This window comes from Actinokineospora globicatena (genome assembly GCF_024171945.1).
In the GTDB taxonomy this organism is placed as follows: domain Bacteria; phylum Actinomycetota; class Actinomycetes; order Mycobacteriales; family Pseudonocardiaceae; genus Actinokineospora; species Actinokineospora globicatena.
Genome location: NZ_JAMTCR010000002.1, coordinates 2,212,559 through 2,236,953, shown reverse-complemented (window position 1 = coordinate 2,236,953; position 24,395 = coordinate 2,212,559). Strand labels below are relative to the sequence as shown.

General features: G+C 70.1%; 1 protein-coding gene and 1 pseudogene. Both read right to left on the bottom strand.

Translation table 11 applies throughout. The features are described from left to right. Positions 1 to 58: 58 nt before the first annotated feature. Positions 59 to 14,341 (bottom strand): annotated as a pseudogene (locus LV79_RS10155) (type I polyketide synthase); the annotation flags it as partial. Further along, positions 14,341 to 24,378, bottom strand: coding sequence for a type I polyketide synthase (locus tag LV79_RS10150; protein ID WP_253834427.1), 10,038 nt, complete (start codon positions 24,376 to 24,378; stop codon positions 14,341 to 14,343). The pseudogene LV79_RS10155 and the gene LV79_RS10150, both read right to left, overlap by 1 nt. Positions 24,379 to 24,395: the final 17 nt, after the last annotated feature.

The following is a 24,395-nucleotide window of genomic DNA, read 5'->3' as shown; positions in this document are numbered from 1 at the left end:
CCCAGTAGCGCTTCCGCTGGAATGCGTAGGTGGGTAGAGCGACTCGTTGGCCGCCCCAACCCCGCAGGAGGTGTTCCCAGCCGACGTCTTGGCCGTTGACGTGCAGGGCAGCCACCGCGGCCACGAGCCAGGCGGCCTCGTCCTTGCCCGCGCGCTGGGCCGCGACGGCGGTCGCCGGGCGCGTGTCGCCGGGGTGGGTGAGGGTCTGGTCGGCGAGGGCCGTGAGCTGGCTGTCGGGGCCGATCTCCAGGAACCTGGTCGCGCCGCGATCGCGTAGTGCGCGGACGGCGTCGGCGAAGCGGACAGTAGAACGGATCTGGCGGACCCAGTAGTCCGGTGTCGACATGTCGCCGGTGTCGAGTTGCCCGGTCAGGGTCGACACAATCGGGAGCCTCGCGGGGTCGTAGTGGACGGTTCGCGCGACCTTCGCGAAGGACTCAAGCACCGGCTCCATGCGGTGCGAGTGGAAGGCACGGGCGGCCCGCAAGCGTTTGACCTGCCGGTCGGAGGAGCGGGCTAGAGCTTCCAACTCGTCGATGACGTCAACGTCGCCAGACAGGACTACCGAGTCCCGGGCGTTGATGGCGGCAATGTCGACCTGGTGGCCTTCAATGGCCGTAAGAACCTCGGCCTCGGTCATACGGACGGCGAGCATGGCGCCGCCATCAGGCAACTCCTGCATCAACCGGGCCCGGGCGCTCACCAGCGTGCACGCGTCTTGAAGCGACAGGATGCCAGCCACGTGCGCGGCCGCCAGTTCGCCGAAGGAGTGTCCGGCTAGGACATCAGGCGTTAGCCCCCACGACTCAAGCAGCCTGAACAACGCGACCTCGACCGCGAAGAGGCCGGTCTGGGTATAGATGGCTTCGTGAACGCCCTCGGTGTCGATGACGTCGTGCAGCGGTAGGTCAAGATGCGCACAGACGGCATCGAAAGCGTCGGCGTAAGCGGGGAAGGCGGCGTAGAGCCCCTTGCCCATGCCAGCACGCTGCGCGCCTTGGCCGGGGAACAGGTAGGCCAACCCGCCCTTGCCTGCGGTACCTCGCACGACAGCGGCATCGGTGTGCCCTTCGGCCAACGCGGTGAGGCTGCGACGTAGTCCGACGGCATCGCCAGCGAGGACGACAGCGCGGTGGGGCAACCTGGCCCGTTCGGTTGCTAGAGCCCTAGAGGCACCGACTAGGTCGTAGTCCGCAACGGTCAGCAGTTGTCGTGCCTGGGCTCGTAGTGCGGCATCGGATCGTCCCGACATCACCCACGGCACGACGGTCGGCGCGGTGCCGTCCTCTTGCGCTACCGCAACCTCCGCGACGCCTTCGATGATGACGTGCGCGTTGGTCCCGCTCATCCCGAACGACGACACACCGGCCCGACGGGCGCGGTCGACCTCGGGCCATGGGCGCGGCGAGGTGAGCAGCCGCACCGCGCCAGAGTCCCAGTCGACGTGGCTGGACGGTTCGTCGACGTGCAGGGTGCCGGGCAGCACTCCGCGCCGCATGGCCTCGACCATCTTGATGATCCCGGCCGCGCCCGCCGCCGCCTGCGTGTGGCCGATGTTCGACTTCACCGACCCCAGCCACAGCGGTTCGACGCGATCGCGCCCGTAGGTGGCGAGCAAGGCCTGCGCCTCGACCGGGTCGCCCAGAGCGGTGCCCGTACCGTGCGCCTCCACCGCGTCCACATCGGAGTGAGCCAGCCCGGCGCCCGCGAGCGCGGCCCGGATGACTCGCTGCTGGGAAGGGCCGTTCGGGGCGGTCAGGCCGTTGGAGGCACCATCGGAGTTCACGGCCGAGCCGCGGACCAAGGCCAGCACTTGGTGGCCGTTGCGCCGCGCGTCGGAGAGCCGTTCCACGAGCAAGAGGCCGACGCCCTCGCCCCATCCCGTGCCGTCCGCGCCTTCCGCGAACGAGCGGCATCGACCGGAGGTGGCAAGCCCGCCTTGGCGCGAGAACTCGGCGAACACCGTGGGCGTCGGCATGACCGCGACGCCACCCGCGACCGCCAAGGCACAGTCTCCGGAGCGCAGTGCTTGGGCAGCCAGGTGTAGCGCGACAAGGCTGCTGGAGCAGGCAGTGTCAACGGTAACCGCTGGGCCTTCCAGGCCGAACGAGTAGGCGACCCTGCCGGACAGGACGCTGTTGGACGTCCCGGTCATCGCGTGGCCCTCCGACCCTGCCGGAAGCACACCGCCAGCCCCGTAACCAGAGGCTGAGGCGCCGACGAACACGCCGGTAGTGCTGCCGCGCAGCGAGTCGGGTGCGATGCCTGCGCGCTCTAGGAGCTCCCAGGTGGATTCGAGCAAGAGGCGCTGCTGGGGGTCCATCGCGGCGGCTTCGCGGGGTGAGATGCCGAAGAGTTCCGCGTCGAAGTCCGTGGCGTCGTGCACGAACCCGCCCTCAGCGGTGATCTCACCGGCGGCCGCGAGGTCCCAGCCTCGGTCATCGGGGAACGGCGACATCGCGTCGACCCCATCGGCCACGAGGTCCCACAACGCCTCTGGCGAGGTAGCCCCGCCTGGGAAGCGACAGCTCATGGCCACGATGGCGATGGCGTCGTCCGCGACCTCGGCGGGTGTCGCAGCCTCTATGGCGGTACTTGCGTCGCCCCCGATCCGGGCCACCAGTTCGTCCGCCACAGCGTCCGGGGTCGGATAGTCGAAGACCAGGGTTGACGGCAGCCGGACGCCGGTCGCGGCCGCGATCCGGTCCCTGACCTGGACGGCCGTCAGCGAGTCGACACCGAGGTCGGTGAACGGCACGTCAGCGGCCACGGGTTCGGGGTAACCGAGAACGCCGGCCACCTCTAGGCAGACCAGCTCGCGGATCCCATCGATGCTGGTGACAACGGGCGTGTCAGCGGTGACCGTGGCGAACTCGGCCAAGAGCGGACTAGGTCGCCCAGTGGTGAAAGAGGGCTCGAACCTGGCCCAGTCGATGTCTGCCACGGTGGTCGACTCGGTCAACGCCAACGCGGTGACAGCGAGGTCGGGTCGTAGCGGGTTGATGCCGCGCTTGCGCAGGTAGTCATGAGCGCGTTCGGCCATACCCGCGCCTGCCCATGGTCCCCACGCGAGTGCGGCGCCAGCCTTGCCTTGTGCTCGACGACGCTCAGCCAACGCGTCTAGGTAAGCGTTCGCAGCAGAGTAAGAGGCTTGTCCGCCACTACCCCAGACACCGGCGATTGACGAGAAGAGGACGAACAACTCCGCATCGGGGACGAGTTCGTCGAGGTGATGCGCACCGAGGACCTTGGCGCTCAGGGCGTCGTCGAACTCGTCAGGCGAGGTGAATTCCAGCGGGACGGTGCTCGCCACACCCGCCGCGTGGATCACGCCGGTGACCTGGTGCTCGGCCAGCAGCGCCGCGAGCGCGTCCCGGTCGGCCACATCGCACGCGACGACCTTCGCGGTGGCGCCCCGGCTGGCCAGGTCGTCGACGAGGTCGCGGCTCGGCGCGCCGGAACGGTTGACCAGCAGCAGCTCGGTCACGCCACGGTCGGCCAACCACCGCGCCGCTGCCCCGCCGAGCGCGCCGGTGCCGCCCGTGATGAGGATCTGGCCTGCGGGGGCTGCCGTTGGGCGGTGAGTGTTGGTAGCGCGGGTGAGTCGTCGCGCGAACACCCCTGACGGCCGGATGGCGACCTGGTCCTCGCCGGGCTGCGCGAGGACGGCTAGGAGCCGGGTGCGCGCCCGGTCGTCCAGTGCGGTGGGGAGGTCGATCAAGCCACCCCAGCGGGCCGGGTGCTCCAAGGCGGCGACCCGGCCCAGGCCCCAGAGGAGCGCCTGGTCGGGGTCGGGTGGCGCGTCGGCCCGGCCGGTGCTCACGGCGCCCCTGGTGAGCGCCCAGATCGGCGCGTCGACCGTGGTCAGCAGCGTGATGGTGTCCCGGGCTGGGAGCAACGAGAGGATGCCGTCCCAGTCGCCTGCGGGGAGCCCTGCGGACAGGTTCGCCACGGTCAGGTCTGGGAGGAGGTCGCGAAGGTCCGCGGGGCAGTCGTCAGCGGTAACGAGGAGCCAGCGACCCGTCGGCTTGGCGGCAGGTAGCTCTATCGGGCGCCAGGTGACGCGGTAGAGCCAAGAGTCAACAGTGGACTCATCGCGTCGGGTCTTGCGCCAGGCTGACAGGGCGGGCAGGAGGTCGGCGAGCGTGTCGACGTCAACCCTGAGGGTGTCGGCGATCGCCGCAGCGTCCTCTTGCTCTACCGCCGTCCAGAAGATCTGCTCCCCCGGGTCGACGGCGAAGACAGGCTTAGCGGTGTCCGGCCAGTACCGAGCGCGGTCGAACGGGTAGGTGGGGAGGTCAATGATGTTCCCGCCCCAGTCGCCAGCCTTCGCGGGCCAATCAATGTCGACACCTTCGACGTAAGCTCGGGCAAGCGCCAGCAAGTCATCCGGCAACGGCTCTACGGCCGGGACCGGCGTCCGCACGACGCCTTGGAGCAGGTGCGGCGATTCCTCACCTGCGGCCAGCGCCTTCAACCCTGCCGCGTAGTCGCCCACGATCACCGCGCGGTGCTCTAGGACCGCCCGGGCGCTGGCCAGCGTTGTCGCTACATCGACCGGGTCAGCGTCGACCTGGCCGAGTCGCACGGCCAAGTCGCGTAGTGCTGCGGAACTGCGCGCGGATAGCAGCCACGGGAGGTCGCCATCCTCGGACCGTGTGCTGTCCCGTTCCTCTAGCGGGTATTCCTCGATGATCGTGTGCGCGTTGGTGCCGCTAAGACCGAACGATGACACTGCCGCGCGGCGAAGGCCCTCTGACGGCCAGGGCTGGTTCTCAGTGAGTAGCGCTACCGAGCCCGCCGACCAGTTCACGTGAGATGTGGGCCGGGTGGCGTGCAGGGTCTTGGGCAGCTCGCGGTGCCGCAACGCCATGACCATCTTGATGACCCCGGCCACCCCGGCTGCTGCCTGCGTGTGGCCGATGTTGGACTTGACCGAGCCGAGCCACAGGGGAGCCTGCCGGTCGCGGCCGTAGGTGGAGAGCAACGCTTCCGCTTCGATCGGGTCGCCGAGTGTGGTGCCGGTGCCATGGGCCTCGACGACGTCGATGTCCAACGGCTGGAGCCGCGCGTCCTCTAGTGCTGCCCGGATGACCCTCTGCTGAGCCGGGCCGTTAGGAGCGGTCAGCCCGTTGGAGGCACCATCCTGGTTGACAGCGCTACCGCGCACGACCGCCAAGACCCGGTACCCCTTGGCGATAGCGTTAGACAGGCGGGTCAGCAGAAGAACGCCGACGCCCTCCCCCCACCCAGTTCCGTCCGCGCCCTCCGCGAACGCCTTGCACCGGCCGTCGAAGGCAAGTCCGCCTTGAACGCTGAACTCGATAAAGGTGCTGGGCTGAGGCATGACCGTGATGCCTCCGGCCAACGCCATTGAGCACTCGCCATCCCGTAGTGCCCTAGCGGCCAGATGCATCGCTACCAGGCTGCTGGAGCAGGCAGTGTCAACAGTGATGGCGGGACCACGGAGACCGAACGCGTAGGAGATCCGTCCTGAGAGGACGCTCGCGGTGTTGCCCGTGCCTAGATGCCCCTCAACAGCGGCGTCGGACCCGAGGAGCAGCGTCGCGTAGTCCTGACCGTTGGTGCCCGCGAACACGCCGATGTCGCTGTCACGAACCGACAGCGGGTTGATGCCTGCCCGCTCGAACACCTCCCACGACGCTTCCAGCAAGAGGCGTTGCTGCGGGTCCATGGCCAGGGCTTCGCGCGGGGAGATGCCAAACAGTCCAGCGTCGAACCCGGCGATGTCATTGAGGAAACCGCCGACGCGAGCGGCTGAACCGCCGAGCGCGTCCAGGTCCCAGCCGCGATCGGTCGGGAAGTCGACCATCGCGTCGCCGCCGTCGCGCACCAGCGACCACAGTGCTTCCGGGCTGTCGACGCCGCCGGGGAACCGACAGCTCATACCGACGATGGCGATCGGTTCGACCACACCGCGCTCGGTGGGCCTATCGACGATCTCGACGGTGTTAGCCCCACCTGCCAGGTCAGCCAGGTGCTTGGCGAGTTCCGCCGGGGTGGGGTGGTCGAAGACGAGACCGGCGGGGAGCGGCACACCGAGCTCTGTGGAGAGCAGGTTGCGCAGTTCCAGGGCGGTCAACGAGTCGAACCCCAGGTCGCGGAATGGGCGTCCCGCCTCGATAGCGCTGGTGTCGGCGTGCCCGAGCACGGACGCGGCCAGTTCGATGACAACCGCGGCCAGGTCCCCGCGGACACGGCTGGGCGGTTGCTGCTGTGGCTGGTTGGGGGCCTTGTGGACGAGGTCGGAGAGCAGCGGGCTCGGTCGGGCCGAGGTGAATCCCGGCCCGAGGAGATCCCAGTCGATATCCGCGATGACGAGCGAACCCTGCTGCCCCCACGCGTCCGACAACGCCTTGACCGCGCGTGGGACGGCCATGGGGCGCATCCCGGTCCGGACAAGGCGGTCGGCCACAGCTGCGGCCATCCCCTCACCAGCCCAGGCTCCCCATGCCAAGGACAACGCGGGAGAGCCTCTTAGCCTCCTGCGCTCCACGAGCGCGTCAACGTATGCGTTCGCGGCGGCGTAAGCGCCCTGCCCAGGACTACCGAGCACACCAGCCAGAGAGGTGAAGGCGACGAATACCGCATCTGCGGGAATCAGCTCATCCAGCAACTCCGCCGAACCGGACTTGGCGGCCTCTACCGCCGACAACCGCTCCGGCGTCAACCCGGCAAGGAGGCCGTCATCAAGTACCCCAGCCGCGTGGACCACAGCAGAGACCTTGAACCGCCTTACAAGCTCCACTACCGCCGCGCGGTCGGTGAGATCGCAGGCCACAACCTGCGCGCCCACCTCCTCCGCCAACTCCGCAGCCCCCGGCGCGTCCAGCCCGCGCCTGCTGACCAGCACCACCTCGGCCGCCCCGCGGCCCCGCAACCACCTGGCGACGTGCCCGCCCAGCGCACCCGTTCCACCCGTGACCAGCACGGTGCCCTCTTGCACCGTGCCCGCCAGCACGGCGGTCGACAGCGCCGCCGTGCTGGCGGCCGGGCGCTCGGCACGGCGTAAGCGGCGGCCGTACGCGCGACCGGAGCGCACAGCTACCTGGTCCTCGCCTGATCGCAGGGCCGCGATCAGGCCTGGGTCTGCCGGGTCGGTGATGTCGATCAGCCCGCCCCAGCGGGCGGGGTCCTCCAGCGCAGCGACGCGACCGACGCCCCAGGCAGCGGCGCTGCGGGGCTCAAGCGGCTCATCAGAGACGGAGACGCCGCTGAGGGTGACGCACCACACCGGGGCGTCGAAGCGGAGCGCAGCGAGGACGTCAGCGGCCGAGGACACGAACGCGACGACGCCGTCCAAGTCGTCGGCGTCGTCCGTGGCCAGGGTCGCCCCGGCCTGCTGGAGCGTCGAGGCGATCTCGTCGGATCCGGAGACGTGCCATCGACCCGACAGCCGGGTGGGCGCGGTGGACAGTTCCTGCCACTCGACGCGGTAGAACCATGGCTCGGGCGCAGGGTCAGGCCAGTAGCGGTCACGCGCGAAGGGGTAGGTCGGCAGTGAGACCCGGCGTGCACCCCATGGCCGCAGGTAGGCCTGCCAGTCCACCCGGACACCACGGGTGTGGAGGCGGGCGAGCGCGGACACGAGCGTCGTGGGCTCGTCCTGTCCAGGCCGGAGCGTGGGGACGGCCACGATGTGCTGGGCGAGCGCGCTGAGCACACCGTCCGGGCCGAGTTCGAGTGCCGTGGTGACGCCGGTGAGGGACGCGACCGCGTCGGCGAACCGGACGGGTTCGCGAACCTGGCGGACCCAGTAGTCAGCGCCATCGACCGCACCCGGGGCTGTCGTGACGATCGGGATCTCCGGAGCGCGGTAGGTCAACCCGTTGGCGACCCGCGCGAACTCCTCCAGCATCGGTTCCATGCGGTGGGAGTGGAAGGCGTGCGACACCGTGAGCCGCTTGACCCGTCGCCCCTCTTCGCTCCACCGAGCCGCGTGCTCCCCCACAGCAGCCGCGTCCCCCGACACCACAACCGAACGCGGACCGTTGACGGCCGCGAGGTCTACCCCTGCACCCAGCTCCAGTTCGGCCTCGGTGGCCTCTACCGCGAGCATCGCGCCGCCCTCGGGCAGCGCCTGCATCAGCCTCCCGCGTGCGGACACCAACGCGCACGCGTCGTCTAGCGATAAGACACCAGCGACGTGCGCGGCGGCCAACTCGCCAATGGAGTGGCCGACCAGCACATCGGGCACGACTCCCCAGGACTCGACGAGTCGGAACAGCGCGACCTGCAACGCGAACAGCCCTGCCTGCGTATAGACAGTCTGGTTGACGTCCTCGTCGCCAACAGCTTCACGCAAGGGTCGTTCCAGGTCGACCCGCGCGGCCACCGCGTCGAAGGCCTCCGCGAACACCGGGAACGCCGCGTACAGCTCGGCGCCCATGCCCACGCGCTGCGAGCCCTGACCCGTGAAGAGCAACGCCAGCTCGCCGTGCGCGACCACATCCTGGACGCGTTTCCCACCTACGACAACCGCGCGGTGCCCCAGGTCCGCGCGCGTAGCCGCCAACGACCACGCCACGTCAGCCTCGGCAGCATCCACAAGAGACACAGCGTCGACCTGACGCTCCAACGCGTCGGCAGTGTTACCTGAGTACAACAGCGGCAACGGCAATTCGGGCGCAGGGGACGCTGGCGTCAGCGGATCAGGTAGCGGTGCCTGCTCCAGGATCGTGTGCGCGTTGGTGCCACTGATTCCGAACGACGACACGGCCATCCGACGAGGGCGGGTCACCGCGGGCCAGGGGCGCTGGTCGGTGAGGAGCGAGACAGCGCCAGCGGTCCAGTCGACGTGCGGAGTGGGCGCGTCCACGTGCAAAGTCGCGGGTAAGACGCCGTGCCGCAGTGCCATGACGGCCTTGATCACGCCCGCGACGCCCGCGGCGGCCTGCGTGTGCCCGATGTTGGACTTCACCGAGCCGAGCCACAGCGGTTCATCACGGTTCTGGCCGTAGATCGAGAGCAGCGCCTGCGCCTCGATCGGGTCTCCTAGCGCCGTACCGGTGCCGTGTGCCTCAACGGCGTCGACATCGGCAGGGGTAAGTGCGGCCGAGTCGAGCGCGGCGCGGATGACGCGTTGTTGCGCGGGGCCGTTGGGCGCGGTCAGGCCATTCGAGGCGCCATCGGAGTTGATGGCCGTGCCACGGACTACAGCGAGAACATCGTGGCCGTTGCGGCGAGCATCAGAGAGGCGTTCGACTAAGAGGACGCCGACACCTTCACCCCACCCGGCGCCGTCGGCGGAGGCCGCGAAGGACCTGCACCGGCTCGTGGTGGACATACCGCGCTGGCGGCTGAACTCGGTGAAGATGCCGGGGCCGGACAACACCGTCACCCCACCGACGACAGCAAGGTCGCACTCTCCGCGTTCCAGAGCGTGCACGGCGAGGTGGAGTGCGACCAGGCTGCTCGAACAGGCAGTGTCGACGGTAAGAGCTGGGCCTTCCAGGCCGAAGGTGTAGGCGACTCGGCCGGAGACGACACTCGGCGAGCCTCCCGTGGCGAGGTAGCCCTCACTGCCGGATGCGGTCAGGAAGCTCATGTAGTCCTGACCGCCGGTGCCCGCGTAGACAGCGGTTCGGGATCCGCGCAGCGAGAACGGGTCGATCCCCGCCCGCTCGAACAGCTCCCAGGTGGCCTCTAGCAACAACCGCTGCTGGGGGTCCATCGCGAACGCCTCGCGCGGGGAGATCCCGAACAGGCCCGAGTCGAACGCAGTGGCGTCATCGACGAAGCCGCCTTCGCGGGCGTAGGTGGTGCCAGGGTTGTCCGGATCAGGGTGGTAGAGCGCGGCTAGATCCCAGCCACGGTCATCCGGGAACGGCGTCATGGCATCGACCCCGTTGACGACCAACTCCCACAGGTCCTCGGGCGAGCGCACCCCGCCGGGGAACCGGCAACTCATGCCGACGATGACGATCGGGTCGTCCGCATCGCCAACGGCACCGGCCGACGGCGCGGGCGCGGCCTGGACGACGACGGGAGCGGCGGTGATCTCGGAGCTGAGGAACCGGGCCAGCGCGGCCGGGGTCGGGTGGTCGAACACCAGCGTGGCGGGCACGCGCAGCCCGGTGGCGAGGGTGATCCGGTTGCGCAGCTCGACCGCGCCCGCCGACGCCAGGCCCAGGTCGCCGAACGCCCGGTTGGGTTCGACGGCGTTGCCGGAGTCGTAGCCCAGCACCAGCGACACCTGCTCGCGGACGAGGGCGAGCAAGGTGCGGTTGCGTTCGGCGGCCGACACTCGCGCGAGTCGGTCGGCCAGCGGCTGGTCCTCGTCGGGCTCTAGAGCGTCGTCGGCGCCGGTGAGGTCGTCTAGCAGGTGGCTGGGACGGGTCGCGGTGAAGAACCAGCCGAAGGTCTCCCACCGGATATCGGCGATGGCGATGGCCGTGTCGTTGTTGTCGATAGCGGCGCGCAGTGCTTCTAGCGCGAGGTCTGGCGCCATGCGAGGGACACCGTGGCGGGTCATAGCGTCGCCGATAGCACCCTCCGCCATGCCGGCGCCGTCCCAGGACCCCCATGCGATAGAGGTCGCCGGTAACCCTAGCGAGCGCCGATGGTGGGCGAAGGCGTCCAGGAACGCGTTACCGGGGCCGTAGTTGCCCTCCCCCGCCGCGCCGAACACCCCGGCGAGGGAGGAGAAGAGGACGAACGCGTCGAGGTCGGTGGTCAGCTCGTGCAGGTTGACCGCCGTCGCGACCTTGGCGCGCAACGCGGTCTCGACCCGGTCCAGGGTCAGCGAGTCGAGAATGCTGGAGTCGACCACCCCGGCCGCGTGGAACACCGAGGTCGGCGGGTGTTCGGCGAGGACGGCGGCCAGCGCGTCCCGGTCCGCCGGGTCGCAGGCGAGCACGGTGACCCGGGCGCCGAGGCCTTCCAGCTCGGCCACCAGGTCAGCGGCCCCGGGCGCGGCGGGCCCGCGGCGGCTCAGCAGCAGCAGGTGCTCGGCGCCGCCTCGGGCGAGCATGCGGGCGAGGTGGGTGCCGAGCGCCCCGGTGCCGCCCGTGATCAGCGCGGTCCCGGACGGCGACCACCGCCCACGCGTGGCTGGTGGCTCCGCACGCCGCAGACGGGCCGCAGAGACGCCGTCGGGGCCTATCCGCAGTTGGTCCTCGTCGCGCTGGCCCAGCGCCGTCCTGAGGCCGTCCAGCACCCGCTCGTCGACGTCGGCGGGGAGTTCGACCAGCCCGCCCCACCACGGGTACTCGTGTGCGGCGACTCGGCCGAGCCCGGTCACCAGGGCCTGCACCGGGTGAGCCACCACATCCACCGTCGCGCACCACAGTGGCACCTGGAGCTTTGCCGCGTGCATAAAGTGGATAAGCCTGATCGTGTCCGCGAAACCCTGCGGCACCGCCGGGTGCTCAGCCGTCGCGTCTTCCTCTAGCGCCAAGAGGGACAAGACCCCGCCTGGCCGGGATAGGGCAAGGGTGTCCACGGCGTCGATGTCGACCACGGTGGCACCGAGGTGCGCGGCAATGCGGACAGCTAGAGGGTTCTCGCCTCTGGTTACTACGGCCCAGGGTGCGCTGGGGGCGGAGCCGGTAAGCGTGACGGGACGCCACGCGAGTTCGTAGCGCCAACTGTCAGCGGCGGGAACGGTGGTGGTGTGGAGGGTGTTGAGCCAGTAGCGCTTGCGCTGAAACGCGTAGGTCGGCAGTTCGACGCGCGCTCCACCCCAGGGCTCAGTGAGCGTGGACCAGTCGACGGCAACACCGTGGACGTGGGCTTCGGCGAGTGCGGTAAGCCAGCGGCGGGTGTCGCCTTCGGTGCGGCGGAGAGTGGCGAGGACCGCGGCGGAGGTGCCGGTGTCGGCGACGGTCTCGTTCAGGCCGTAGGTGAGCACCGGATGCGGGCTGACCTCTATGAACAAGGATCGACCTGATTCGAGAAGCCCTCTTACGGCTGCCTCGAACCGAACGGGCTCACGCAGATTGGTGAACCAATAGGCCGCGTCAAGAGCCCCTGTGTCAAGGCGCGCGGCGGTGACTGCGGAGTGGAACGGGATGCTGCCAGTGCGCGGCCGGATGCCGGCGAGGTCAGCTAAGAGGCGGTCGCGGAGCGAGTCGACGTGTGGGGAGTGCGACGCGTAGTCGACAGGGACCCGCCGTGCGCGGATGTCAGCGGACTCGCAGTGCGCGACCAGTTCGTCCAGCGCTACCGCGTCACCGGAGACCACAGTGGATGTCGGACCGTTCACCGCCGCGACGCTGATACCCGACCAGCGGCCAACGAGTTCGGCGGTGTCCGCCTCGGGCAGGGCGAGGGAGACCATCCCGCCCCCGCTGAGCCCGGCGGCGATCGCGCGGCTGCGCAGCGCGACCACCCGCGCGCCGTCCTCGAGTGAGAGCCCGCCCGCCACCACGGCCGCCGCGATCTCGCCCTGCGAGTGCCCGACGACGGCGGCGGGCACGACCCCCGCCGACCGCCACAGCTCGGCCAGCGACACCATCACGGCCCACAGCACCGGCTGCACCACGTCGACCCGCGCGAGGTCGTCATCCCCGCGCAGCACGTCTTCCAGCGACCAGTCGACGTGCGGCGCGAGCGCGGCGGCGCACTCCGAGATCCTGGCCGCGAACACCGGTTCGGTCGCAAGCAGCGAGGTGACCATCCCCGACCACTGCGAACCCTGCCCGGGGAAGACGAACACGACCCCGCCCTGGCCTATGTCCCCGGTCCGGACCACAACACCGGGCACTTCGCGGCCCTCGGCGAGTCCGGTAAGACCGCTGGCGAACTCCTCAGCCGACCCCCCGAGCACAACAGCCCGGTGATCTAGCACCGCACGCGACTCAACGAGCGAACGAGCGATGTCGACCGGCTGTGCTGTCTGCGCGTGGTCGAGAAGTCGAGCGGCCTGTCCCCGCAGCGCCTCGGCCGTCTTACCCGAGATCACCCACGGTAGGACTACCGGCGCCGTCCCCTGCGGCCGCGTGGCGACCTCGGCCCGGTACTCCTCGATGATCACGTGGGCGTTGGTGCCGCTGACCCCGAACGACGAGATGCCCGCCCGGCGCGGGTCCTCGGTGCGTGGCCAGGGCCGCGGCTCGGTGAGCAGGTGGACGTTGCCCGCGGACCAGTCGACGTGCGAGGTGGCGGTCTCGGCGTGCAGGGTGCGCGGCAGCAGGTCGTGCCGCAGGGCCATCACCATCTTGATGACGCCCGCGACCCCGGCGGCGGACTGGGCGTGGCCGATGTTGGACTTGAGCGACCCGAGCCACAGCGGTTCGTCGCGGTCTTGGCCGTAGGTCGCGAGGAGGGCCTGCGCCTCGATGGGGTCACCGAGCGAGGTACCGGTGCCGTGGGCCTCTACGGCGTCGATGTCAGAGGTGTTCAACCGCGCGTTCGCCAACGCGGCCCGGATGACCCGTTGTTGCGAGGGCCCGTTAGGGACGGTGAGTCCACTAGAGGCGCCATCGGAGTTGACCGCGCTGCCGCGTAAGACGGCAAGTACGGGGAGCCCGTCCCGTTCAGCGTCGGAGAGCCGGGCGAGTAAGAGCACGCCGACGCCCTCGGCCCACCCGGCGCCGTCAGCGGAGTCGGAGAACGACTTGCACCGACCGTCGGAGGCAAGGCCACCGGACATGCCGAAGTCAACGAACGTGTTCGGGGTGACCATCACGGACACCCCGCCTGCCAAGGCGAGTGAGCATTCCCCGTTGCGCAGGGCCTGCGCGGCGAGGTGCATCGCCACCAAGCTGCTGGAACAGGCAGTGTCGACGCTAACCGCTGGCCCTTCAAGACCGAGCGCGTAGGCGACGCGGCCCGAGACCACGCTGCCAGCGCTACCGGTGCCTAGGAACCCCTCTACGCCCGGCGGGATGTCCAGCGGTCGCGCCGAGTACTCGTGGTACATGACGCCGGTGAACACGCCGGTACGGCTGCCGCGCAACGAGAGCGGGTCGACACCGGCCCGCTCGATGGCCTCCCACGACGTCTCCAGCACCAAGCGCTGCTGCGGGTCCATCCCGAGCGCCTCGTTGGGCGAGATCCCGAACAGCGACGGGTCGAAGTCGGCGACACCGTCGAGGAAGCCGCCTTCCCTGGTGAACGCCACCGTGGCCTGCTCGAACGGCGTCAGGTCCCACCCGCGGTCGTCGGGGAACCCCCCGATCGCGTCGACCCCGTCGCGGACCAGCGCCCACAGCGCGTCCGGGCTGTCGACGCCGCCCGGGTACCGGCAGGCCATGCCGACGATGGCGATCGGCTCGCGCTCGACCTGGTTCAACCGCTGCCGGGTCTGGGTCAGGTCGGTGGTGACGCGCTTGAGGTAGTCGCGGAGCTTGGCCTCCGTGCTCCCGCTGGAGGTCATCACGCCCCCAGTTCGTTGTCGATGAAGGCGAACATCTCGTCGTCGGACGCCTCAGCGAGCGATGACGCCACCGCGGGGCCGCTGTCGTAGCGGGCTACCAGCGCGTGCAGTCGGGCAACAGCCCTGGACCGGATGTCGTCATCGGCGCTGGCTAGGTCTGCCTCGATGTGGTCGAGCCGGGCGAGCAGCGGTGGGGTGTCCACGACGCCTACGCGGTCGAGCAGGTAGTCAGCGAGTTTGGTCGGGGTCGGGTAGTCGAAGACCAGCGTTGTCGGCAACCGCAGGTCGGTGACTGACGCGAGGTGGTTGCGTAGCTCGATGGCGGTCAGCGAGCTGAAGCCCATCTCGGTGAACCCGCGATCAGGCGAGACAGCGTCACCGGTGGCGTGGCCGAGTACGGCGGCGGCGTGGTCGCGGACAAGACCGAGCAGGATCTCCCCCTGCTCCGCAGCGCCCTTACCCGCGAGCCGGGTAGTGAGGTCCTGCTCCCGCCGAGCGACGGTAGGCACTAGCCCACGCAGCAGCGGCGGCACGTGTCCTCGTGCGCGCAGGCCCGGTAGGTCTATCCGCGCGGCGATCACGTGTGCCCGGTCCGCACCTAGCGCCGCGTCGAACAGCGCGAGCCCTTCGCTGTCGGACAGGGCAGGGCCGGACCGGTCAGCGCTAGAGGTCATCCCCGTCTCGCGCGCCCACAAGCCCCACGCTATAGAGACCGCTGACTGCCCGCGCTCACGGCGACGTGCGGCCAGGTCGTCCAGGTAAGAGTTGGCGGCCGCGTAGTTGGCCTGCCCAGGCGTACCGAAAGTGGCCGCGCCCGAGGAGAAGTAGACGAACTCCGCGTCGCCGAGCAGCTCGTCCAGATTGGCCGCCGCGTCCGCCTTCGGCCGCATCACCGCCGCCAGCCGCTCCGGCGTCAACGACGCAAGAACACCGTCGTCGAGAACACCGGCGGCGTGCACTACGACATCGACCGTGCGCCCACTCAGTGCCTCAGTCAGGGCTACCTTGTCCGCCGCGTCGCACGCGATGACCTCAACAGGTACCCCTAGCTCAGCCACCAGCTCGGTAGCACCAGGGGCTGCGAGTCCACGCCTGCTCAGCAGCACCAGCCGCTCGACCCGGTGGCGCTCGGCGAGGTGCCTGGCCACCAGCGCACCCAGCCCACCGGTCCCGCCGGTGATCAACACCGTGCCGTCGAGGACCCGTGCGAATCCGGTCGCCCGCACCAACCGGGGCACGAACGGCGTCCCCGATCGCAGAGACACCTCCGGCTCGTCTGGCAACGCCGACAGCCCCTCCACGCCGTCGACCAGCACGAACCGCCCCGGGTTCTCCGCGGCCGCGGACCGGACCAGCCCACGTTGCGCGCCGGACCCGAGCACGACGGCCTTGGCGTCCTGGAACCGCTCGTCCACCACGAACGCCTGCAGCGCGCCCAAGAGGTCGTCGACGCCAGCGGCGGTCACCACCACGACCTCCGGCACCGGCATCCCGGCGTCCACGGCCTCCGCCAGCGCGGCGAGGTCTATGTGCCAGTCGACCGAGGGCACCACGGCCGCTAGGTGCTCGGCAGCGCCATCCGGGTCCGGTCCTACGACGGCCCACTGCGCGGGCACCGGTCCCGGAGTGGCAGGCACCCAGTCGATCGCATAGAGCAGATCTGACGGCCGGGCTCCCAGCTGATCGGCGGTCAACGGGCGGAGCACCAGACCGTCCACGGTGGCCACCGGAGCGCCCGTGCCGTCGGCGATGTCGAGCCGCACGGAGTCGGTACCGCTAAGCCGGACCCGCAGCGTTGAGGCCCCCTCGGCATGGAGCGCCACCCCGGTCCACGCGAACGGCAGCCGCACGCCCTCGTCGTCCCGCAGTGCGCCGATCCCGTGCAACGCGGCATCTAGCAGCGCGGGGTGCAGGCCGAAACCGTCACCGGCAGGCCCAGCGATCTCCGCGTAGACCTCGTCGTCGCCGCGCCACAACGCGCGCAAGCCCTGGAACGCGGGGCCATACCCATAGCCCGCGTCAGCGGCGGCCGCGTAGAAGTCACCTACCGGCACAGGAGCGGCCGATGGGGGCCAGACGTCCAGCCGAGCGCCCGCAGTCGTATCGGCTGTCAGCGTCCCAGAGGCGTGCCTGACCCAGGTCTCCCCCGACCGCGAGTAGACAGCGACAGCGGCGCTAGAGGCCACGACCTGCACCGAGACACCCTCATCACCGACGACAAGAGGCGCCTCGATAGTCAGCTCAGCCAGCGAAGGCAGCCCTACCTGCGCTCCAGCGTGCAAGGCCAGCTCGACGAACGCGGATCCGGGCAGCAACACCGTCCCCAGCACGGCGTGATCGGCCAGCCACGGGTGTGTCGCCGTCGACAACCGACCGGTGAGCACAACATCGTCCGTCCCGGCTACCGACACGGTCGCACCTAAGAGCGGGTGCCCGGCAAAACCGAGTCCGACAGCGGTGACATCGCCAGGTAGGTGAACCACATCCGGCCAGAACCGAGCGCGCTGGAACGGGTAGGTCGGCAGCTCGACGAACCGCCCGCGCGGTAGCACCGAAGACCAGTCGACCGGGACACCCACGACCCACGCCTCAGCGAGCGCGGTCCACCATCGCTCCAGGCCACCTTCGTCGCGTCGCAGCGTCCCTAGCACTGCCCCGGACCGTCCATCGAGCGTCTCCTGCAGCCCGGTAACCAGCACGGGGTGCGCGCTGATCTCGACTAAGAGGCTGTTCCCGTCACGCAGCAGCGCGCGGGTGGCGTCCTCGAACCGCACAGTCTCGCGCAGGTTGTCGTACCAGTAGCGGGCGTCCATCCGGTCGGTCGTGATCCGGTCACCCGTGACGGCCGAGTAGAACGGCAGCGCGCCGACCTGCGGTGCCACCGGCGCCAGGTCCCACAAGAGCCGCTGCTCGATGCGCTCGACGTGGGCGGAGTGCGAGGCGTAGTCGACCGGGATCCGGCGCGCCCGCAGGCCTCGCTCCTCACACGTGACCAGCAGCTTCTCCACCGCGTCCGGGTCACCCGAGACCACGGTCGACAGCGGCCCGTTGACCGCCGCCACCGACAGCGGCAACCCGGAGATCAGTTCCGCGGCGTCGGCCATGGACACCGCGAGCGACACCATCCCGCCGCCGTGCAACTCCTCCGCGATCGCCCGGCTGCGCAGCGCCACAACGCGCGCACCATCCGCGAGACTCAAGGCCCCCGCGACTACCGCGGCCGCGATCTCGCCCTGAGAGTGCCCGACGACCGCGGCCGGTTCGACCCCGGCGGAGCGCCACAGCGCCGCGAGCGACACCATGACCGCCCACAGCGTGGGCTGCACGACGTCGACCCGGTCCAGGTCCCGGCCGGTGAGCGCCTCGCGCAGCGACCAGTCCACGAACGGCGCCAACGCCTCGGCGCACTCGTCGATCGCCCGCGCGAACACCGGCGAGTACAGCAGCCCGACGGCCATCCCGGCCCACTGCGAGCCCTGCCCGGGGAACACGAACGTGACGCCGCCGCGCCCGGCGACCCCGGTGATCGTCCCCGCCGTCCCATCGGCGACGGCACCCAGACCGGCCTGGTCCAGCACCACAGCCCGGCGGTCCAGGTCAGCTCGACCGGTGGCCAGCGTCCACGCCACGTCGCCAGGCAGTTCATCCACAGTAGACAATGACTTCGCCAGAGCGCGCAACGCATCGGCGGAGGTCGCCGACAGCACCCAAGGCACAGAAGCGGCTGAACCTTCCGCCAACGGCGCCCGGTACTCCTCCAGCACCGTGTGCGCGTTGGTACCGCTCACACCGAACGACGACACAGCCGCGCGGCGCGGGCGGTCGCCGTTCTCCCAAGGCACCGGCGAGGTCAGCAGTTCGACGGCGCCCGAGGTCCAGTCCACATGCGACGACGGCTCATCGACGTGCAAGGTGGGCGGCAACACCCCGTGCCGCATGGCCTGCACCATCTTGATCACGCCACCGACACCGGCGGCCGCCTGCGAGTGCCCGATGTTGGACTTCAGCGAACCCAGCCACAGCGGCCGGTCCCGCCCCTGCCCGTAGGTCGCGAGCAGCGCCTGCGCCTCGATCGGGTCGCCGAGAACGGTCCCCGTGCCGTGCGCCTCCACCGCGTCCACATCAGACAGTTGAAGCCCTGCGTTGGCGACGGCCTGCCGGATCACCCGCTCCTGCGATGGGCCGTTCGGTGCGGTCAGACCATTCGACGCACCGTCCTGGTTCACCGCCGACCCGCGCACCACGGCCAACACAGGATGTCCGTGCTTGACCGCGTCCGAGAGCCGTTCCACCAGGAGCAATCCGATGCCCTCGGACCACCCGGTCCCGTCGGCGGCCGAGGCGAACGACTTGCACCGGCCGTCGAACGCCAGCCCGCGCTGACGGCTGAAGTCGATGAACACCGCGGGGGTGGACAGCACCGTCACGCCGCCTGCCAACGCCATGTCGCACTCGCCGGACCGCAACGCCTGCGCGGCAAGGTGCAGCGCGACCAGCGAGGACGAACACGCGGTGTCGATGGTCATCGCCGGACCCTCAAGCCCGAAGGTGTAGGACACCCGGCCCGCCAACACACTGCCCGAGGTCCCAGTACCCAGGTAGCCCTCGACGCCCTCCGGCAGCACGGGCATCGTGGCGGCGTAGTCGTGGTACATCAGGCCCGCGAAGACACCGGTCTTGCTGCCGCGCACTGAAGTCGGGTCGATGCCCGCGCGCTCGAAGACCTCCCACGAGGCCTCCAGCATGAGCCGCTGCTGCGGATCCATCGCCAACGCCTCGCGCGGCGAGATGCCGAACAGCGACGGGTCGAAGGTATCCGCGTCGTGCACGAACCCACCTTCGACCACATAGGACTTCCCAGCGGACTCGGGATCGGGGTCGTAGAGGCCGTCGGTGTCCCAGCCGCGGTTGGTGGGGAACGGGGTGATCGCGTCGCCACCCGTTGAGACCAGTCGCCACAACGCTTCCGGGCTGTCGACCCCACCGGGGTAGCGGCAACTCATCGCCACGATCGCGATCGGCTCGTCCGCCGCCCGTGCCGCCGTCGCCCGCACGACCGGACCGGCCGCACCGAGCAGCTTGGGCAGCAGGAAGTCCACCAGCGCGCGGGGTGACGGGTGGTCGAACACCAGAGTCGCGGGCAGCCGCAATCCCGTCGCCGCCCCGAGCTGGTTGCGCAACTCGACGGCGGTCAGCGAGTCGAACCCGAGGTCCTTGAACGAACTGGTCGGCTCGACCAACTCGACCGCCCCGTGCCCGAGAACAGCGGCAACCTCGGCGCGGACGACGCCCAGCAGAGTCCTGCTCCGCTCAGCCTCGCCCAGAGCGGCCAGCCGAGCACCGAGTCCTGCGGTCGGTGCGGCCTCGGCGCGCCGGGCACGACCACGAACCAGGCCGCGCAGCAAGGGCGGGACAACACCGTCCAGCTGGGTGGGCAAGTCGAGCCGGAGCGCGACCAGGTTCGGTTCAGTGCCAGCGAGTGCCGCGTCGAACAGTGCCAAGCCCTCGGTGGTGGTGAGGGCCGCACCTGCTCGGGTGACTCGCGCACGTTCGACATCGTCAAGCCTGCCGGTGATCCCGCTCGCTTCTTCCCACAGGCCCCAAGCCACCGACACCGCGTTCGGTCGGCGGCGGGCCACGGCGTCGAGCACGGCGTTCGCGGCGGCGTAGTTGGCCTGCCCGGCCGCGCCGAAAGTCGCAGCGGCAGAGGAGAACAACACCATCGGGACGCCGTCGTCAACCAGGGCATCCAGGTACAGAGCGGCGTGTGCCTTGGCCAGCACCGGGTCGATCCGCTCGTCGGTGAGGCTATCGACCAAGGCGTCATCCGTGCTGCCTGCGGCGTGTACGACCAAACCGATGTCTCGTCCACTGAGGACATCGCGCAGTTGGCCGAAGTCGGCCACATCGCAGGCGACGATCTCGATGTCGGCGTCCAGGTCAGCGAGGTCCGTGGTGGCGAGGGGGCCGCGACGGCTGAGGAGCAGTAGGTTCCGCACTCCATGCTTGACAACCAGGTGGCGAGCCACGATCGCACCGAGTGTCCCGGTACCGCCGGTGATCACCACGGTGCCGTCGATCGGCTCCGGTTCCGACGCGCGCTGGACCCGAGCGAGCCGGGGCACGAGGACGACACCATCACGCACGGCGAAGCGCAGCTCATCGGTGTCCAGCCCGGCGAACGCCGACGCGGCCTCAGCCAGCACGAACCGGCCCGGGTGCTCGGTCTGCGCAGCCTGCACCAGCCCCCAGACCGCAGCGGCCGCCGGGTGGGAGATCTTGCCGGTGAGCACAACCAACCGGGACTCCGCGAATCGCGGGTCGGCCAGCCAGACCTGGACCAGAGACAGCGCCCGTTTGGTCGCCGCGCTGATGTCTTCCTCGTCGACCCGCACGGCGACGACCGGCGTCGATTCATCTACTTCGGACAATTCGGTGACGAGAGTCCACGGCACGAGTTCGCCGCCATCGAGCGGGACCCAGTCGACGCGGAACAACGTGTCACGCGGCGCCGCACCCGCGTCAGCCAGCACAGCGGGCCGCAGGACCAAGGAGTCCACCGTGACGACCGGTGCGCCGGTGGCGTCTGCGGCGACCAGGGCCACCGCGTCCGCACCGGCCGGGCTCACCCGCACCCGGAGTGCTGTCGCGCCGACGGCGTGCAGGGCGACACCGGACCAGCTGAAGGGCAGCCGCACATCAGTGCCGTCCAGCAGGCCACCCACGGCGATCGCGTGCAATGCGGCGTCGAGCAGCGCCGGGTGCACACCGAACCGCTCGCCGTCCCCATCGAGTTCGACCTCGGCGAAGACCTCGCCACCGAGCCGCCAAGCCGCGCGCAGCCCCTGGAACAGCGGGCCGTAGTCGAGCCCGGCGGCCTGGACCGCGTCGTAGAACCCAGTGATATCAACCGGTTCCGCACCGACAGGCGGCCACTCGTCGAGCGACACACCGCCAGCTCGAGTGGGAGCCAGCACGCCGGTCGCGTGCTGGGTCCACTCGCCGTCGTCAGGCCTGGAGTGGACCGCGATGGGCCGGGTGCCGTCCGCCGTCGGGGCGCCGACCTCGACCTGGAGTTGGAGCGCACCCCGCTCCGGGACCACCAGCGGGGTGCTCAGCGTCAACTCGTCCACCACTGGGCAGCCGACCTGCTCGCCTGCCCGCAACGCCAAGTCGACGAACGCGGTACCCGGTAGCAGCGCGGAGCCGTGCACCCGGTGCTGCGCCAGCCAGTCCTCAGTGGATGAGGAGAGCCTGCCCGTAAGCAGGAGGCCGTCACTGCCTGCGAGGGAGACCATCGCGCCGAGCAACGGGTGGTCCGCGCCACCGAGCCCGGCAGCGGTCACGTCCCCGGCGGCGTTGAGCGCGGGCCAGTACCGCTGCCGCTGGAACGCGTACGTCGGCAGCGGCACCAAGCGGCCGTCCCAGGGAGCGAAGATCCCAGCCCAGTCCAGGTCGATCCCAGCGACATGCAGCCGGGACAGGCCACGAACCAACGACTCGACACCTGGTCGACCGGCCCGCTGCACGGCAACGGCCCCGGTGCCGACCAAGGCGCTCAACACCCCGTCCGGCCCCACCTCGACGAACCGGGTCACGCCGCGCTCACGCAGTCTGGTCGCCGCAGCGTGGAACCGGACCGTCGCGCGGACCTGCCGCACCCAGTACTCCGGCGTCGCCACATCGACGTCCAGCTCGACCGTCGACACCAGCGGGACGACCGGCGCGCTGAACGTCAGGCCTGCCAAGACCTCGGCGAACTCGGCAAGCATCGGCTCCACCAGGTGCGAGTGGAACGCGTGTGACACCGCCAACCGCTTCACCCTGCGCGATTGTTCAACAAACCTACGATCCAACAGTTCAACAGTCCGACGATCCCCCGATACGACAAGTGAACGATCCGAGTTCACCGCGGCGAGATCCACGCCGTCGGGCAGGCCGCCGGGGAACTCGGCGGCCAACTCGGCCTCGGATGCCTCGACGGCCAGCATCGCCCCGCCCTCGGGCAGCGCGGCCATCAGCCTGCCGCGCGCGGCGACCAGCGCGCAGGCGTCGTCAAGCGAGAGCACACCGGCGACGTGCGCGGCGGCGACCTCACCGATGGAGTGGCCGACGAGCAGGTCGGGCCGCAAGCCCCAGGACTCGAGCAGCCGGAACGTCGCGACCTCCACCGCGAACAGCCCGGCCTGGGCGTTGTCAGTGCGGTCCAGCTCGCCGGACTCACCGAAGACCAGGTCGTGCAGCGGCAAACCGATCCGCTCCACGATCGCGTCAAACGCTTGCGCGTAAACCGGGTACGTCTCGTGCAGCTCCCGGCCCATCCCGGCGACCTGCGCGCCCTGACCGGTGAACAGCACCGCCGTCATGCCGGGCTCGACGACCCCGCGCACCACATCCGGGTGGCTGTCACCGGAGACAACGGCGGCCATCGCGGCAACGGCGGACTCCCGGTCGTTGGCCAGCACCACGGCGCGGTGCTCGAAGGACTGGCGGGACGTGGCCAGCGAGAGACCGAGGTCAACGAGGGGATCGTCCAGATTGGACAGCTGTTCGGCTTGCGCGGTAAGCGCAGCCGCTGTGCGACCGGAGACCAGCAGCGGCACGAGCGGCGGCGCGACCAGGTCACGGGCGGTGACCTCCGCGACCGGCGCTTCCTCCACGATGACGTGCGCGTTGGTCCCGCTGATCCCGAACGACGACACACCGATCCGGCGGACCCGCTCGCCCGCAGGCCACGGCTGGGCCTCAGTCAGCAAGGACACCGAGCCCGACGACCAGTCGACGTGCGGGGTCGGCTCGGTCGCGTGCAGCGTCCGGGGCAGCAACTCGTGCCGCAGGGCCAGCACCATCTTGATGATGCTGGCGACCCCGGCGGCGGCCTGGGTGTGCCCGATGTTGGACTTCAGCGATCCCAACCACAGCGGCTGTTCCCGGTCCTGGCCGTAGGTCGCCAGCAGCGCCTGCGCCTCGATGGGGTCGCCCAGCGCGGTACCAGTCCCGTGCGCCTCGATCGCGTCGACGTCTTCCGGGGAGAGGCGGGCGTTGGCCAGCGCTGCCCGGATGACCCGCTGCTGCGACGGCCCGTTCGGCGCGGTCAACCCGTTCGACGCGCCATCCTGGTTGACCGCCGAGCCACGGACCACGGCCAGCACCGGGTGTCCATTGCGGACCGTGTCGGACAGCTTCTCGACCAGGATCATCGCGGCCCCCTCGGCCATGCCCATGCCGTCGGCGGCCGCGGAGAACGCCTTGCACCGGCCGTCGGAGGACAGGCCCCGTTGCCGGTTGAACTCGTGGAAGCCGGTCGGGTGCGGCATCACGGTGACGCCGCCGACCAGGGCCAGCGTGCAGTCACCCGAGCGCAACGCCTGACTGGCCAGGTGCAGCGCGGTCAGGGACGACGAGCACGCGGTGTCCACAGTGACCGCCGGACCTTCAAGGCCCAGGGTGTAGGCGATACGGCCGGAGACCACGGAGGTGGCGCCTCCGGTGAGCAGGTAACCCTCGGACCCGGCCATCCCGGCCTGCATGCCCGCGCCGTACCCCTGACCGTTGGTGCCGACGAACACCCCGGTCTGACTGCCCCGCAACGACTTCGGGTGAATACCCGCTCGCTCGACGACCTCCCAGGCACCTTCCAGCACCAACCGCTGCTGCGGATCCATCGCCAGGGCCTCGCGTGGGTTGATCCCGAAGAACCCCGGATCGAACATCCCCGCGTCGTGCAGAAACCCACCCTGCGCCGAAGCCACCGACGTGTGCCCGTCGGGATGCGTCAACGCGTCCCCAACCCACCCCCGGTCGGTGGGGAACGAGGTGATCCCATCGCCCCCGTCCACCAGCATCCGCCACAACTCTTCCGGCGAGGACACCCCACCGGGCAGGTGACAACTCATCGCCACGATCGCAACCGGCTCCAACTCCGCCGACTCCGCCGCCCGCAACCGCCCCCGCGTGTCATGTAACTCAGCAATAACCCGCCCCAGATAGTCCCGAAGCTTGCGCTCAGCAGCCGACCCCGCACCGTTGTCGCTCATACCAGCCCCAAGTCCAT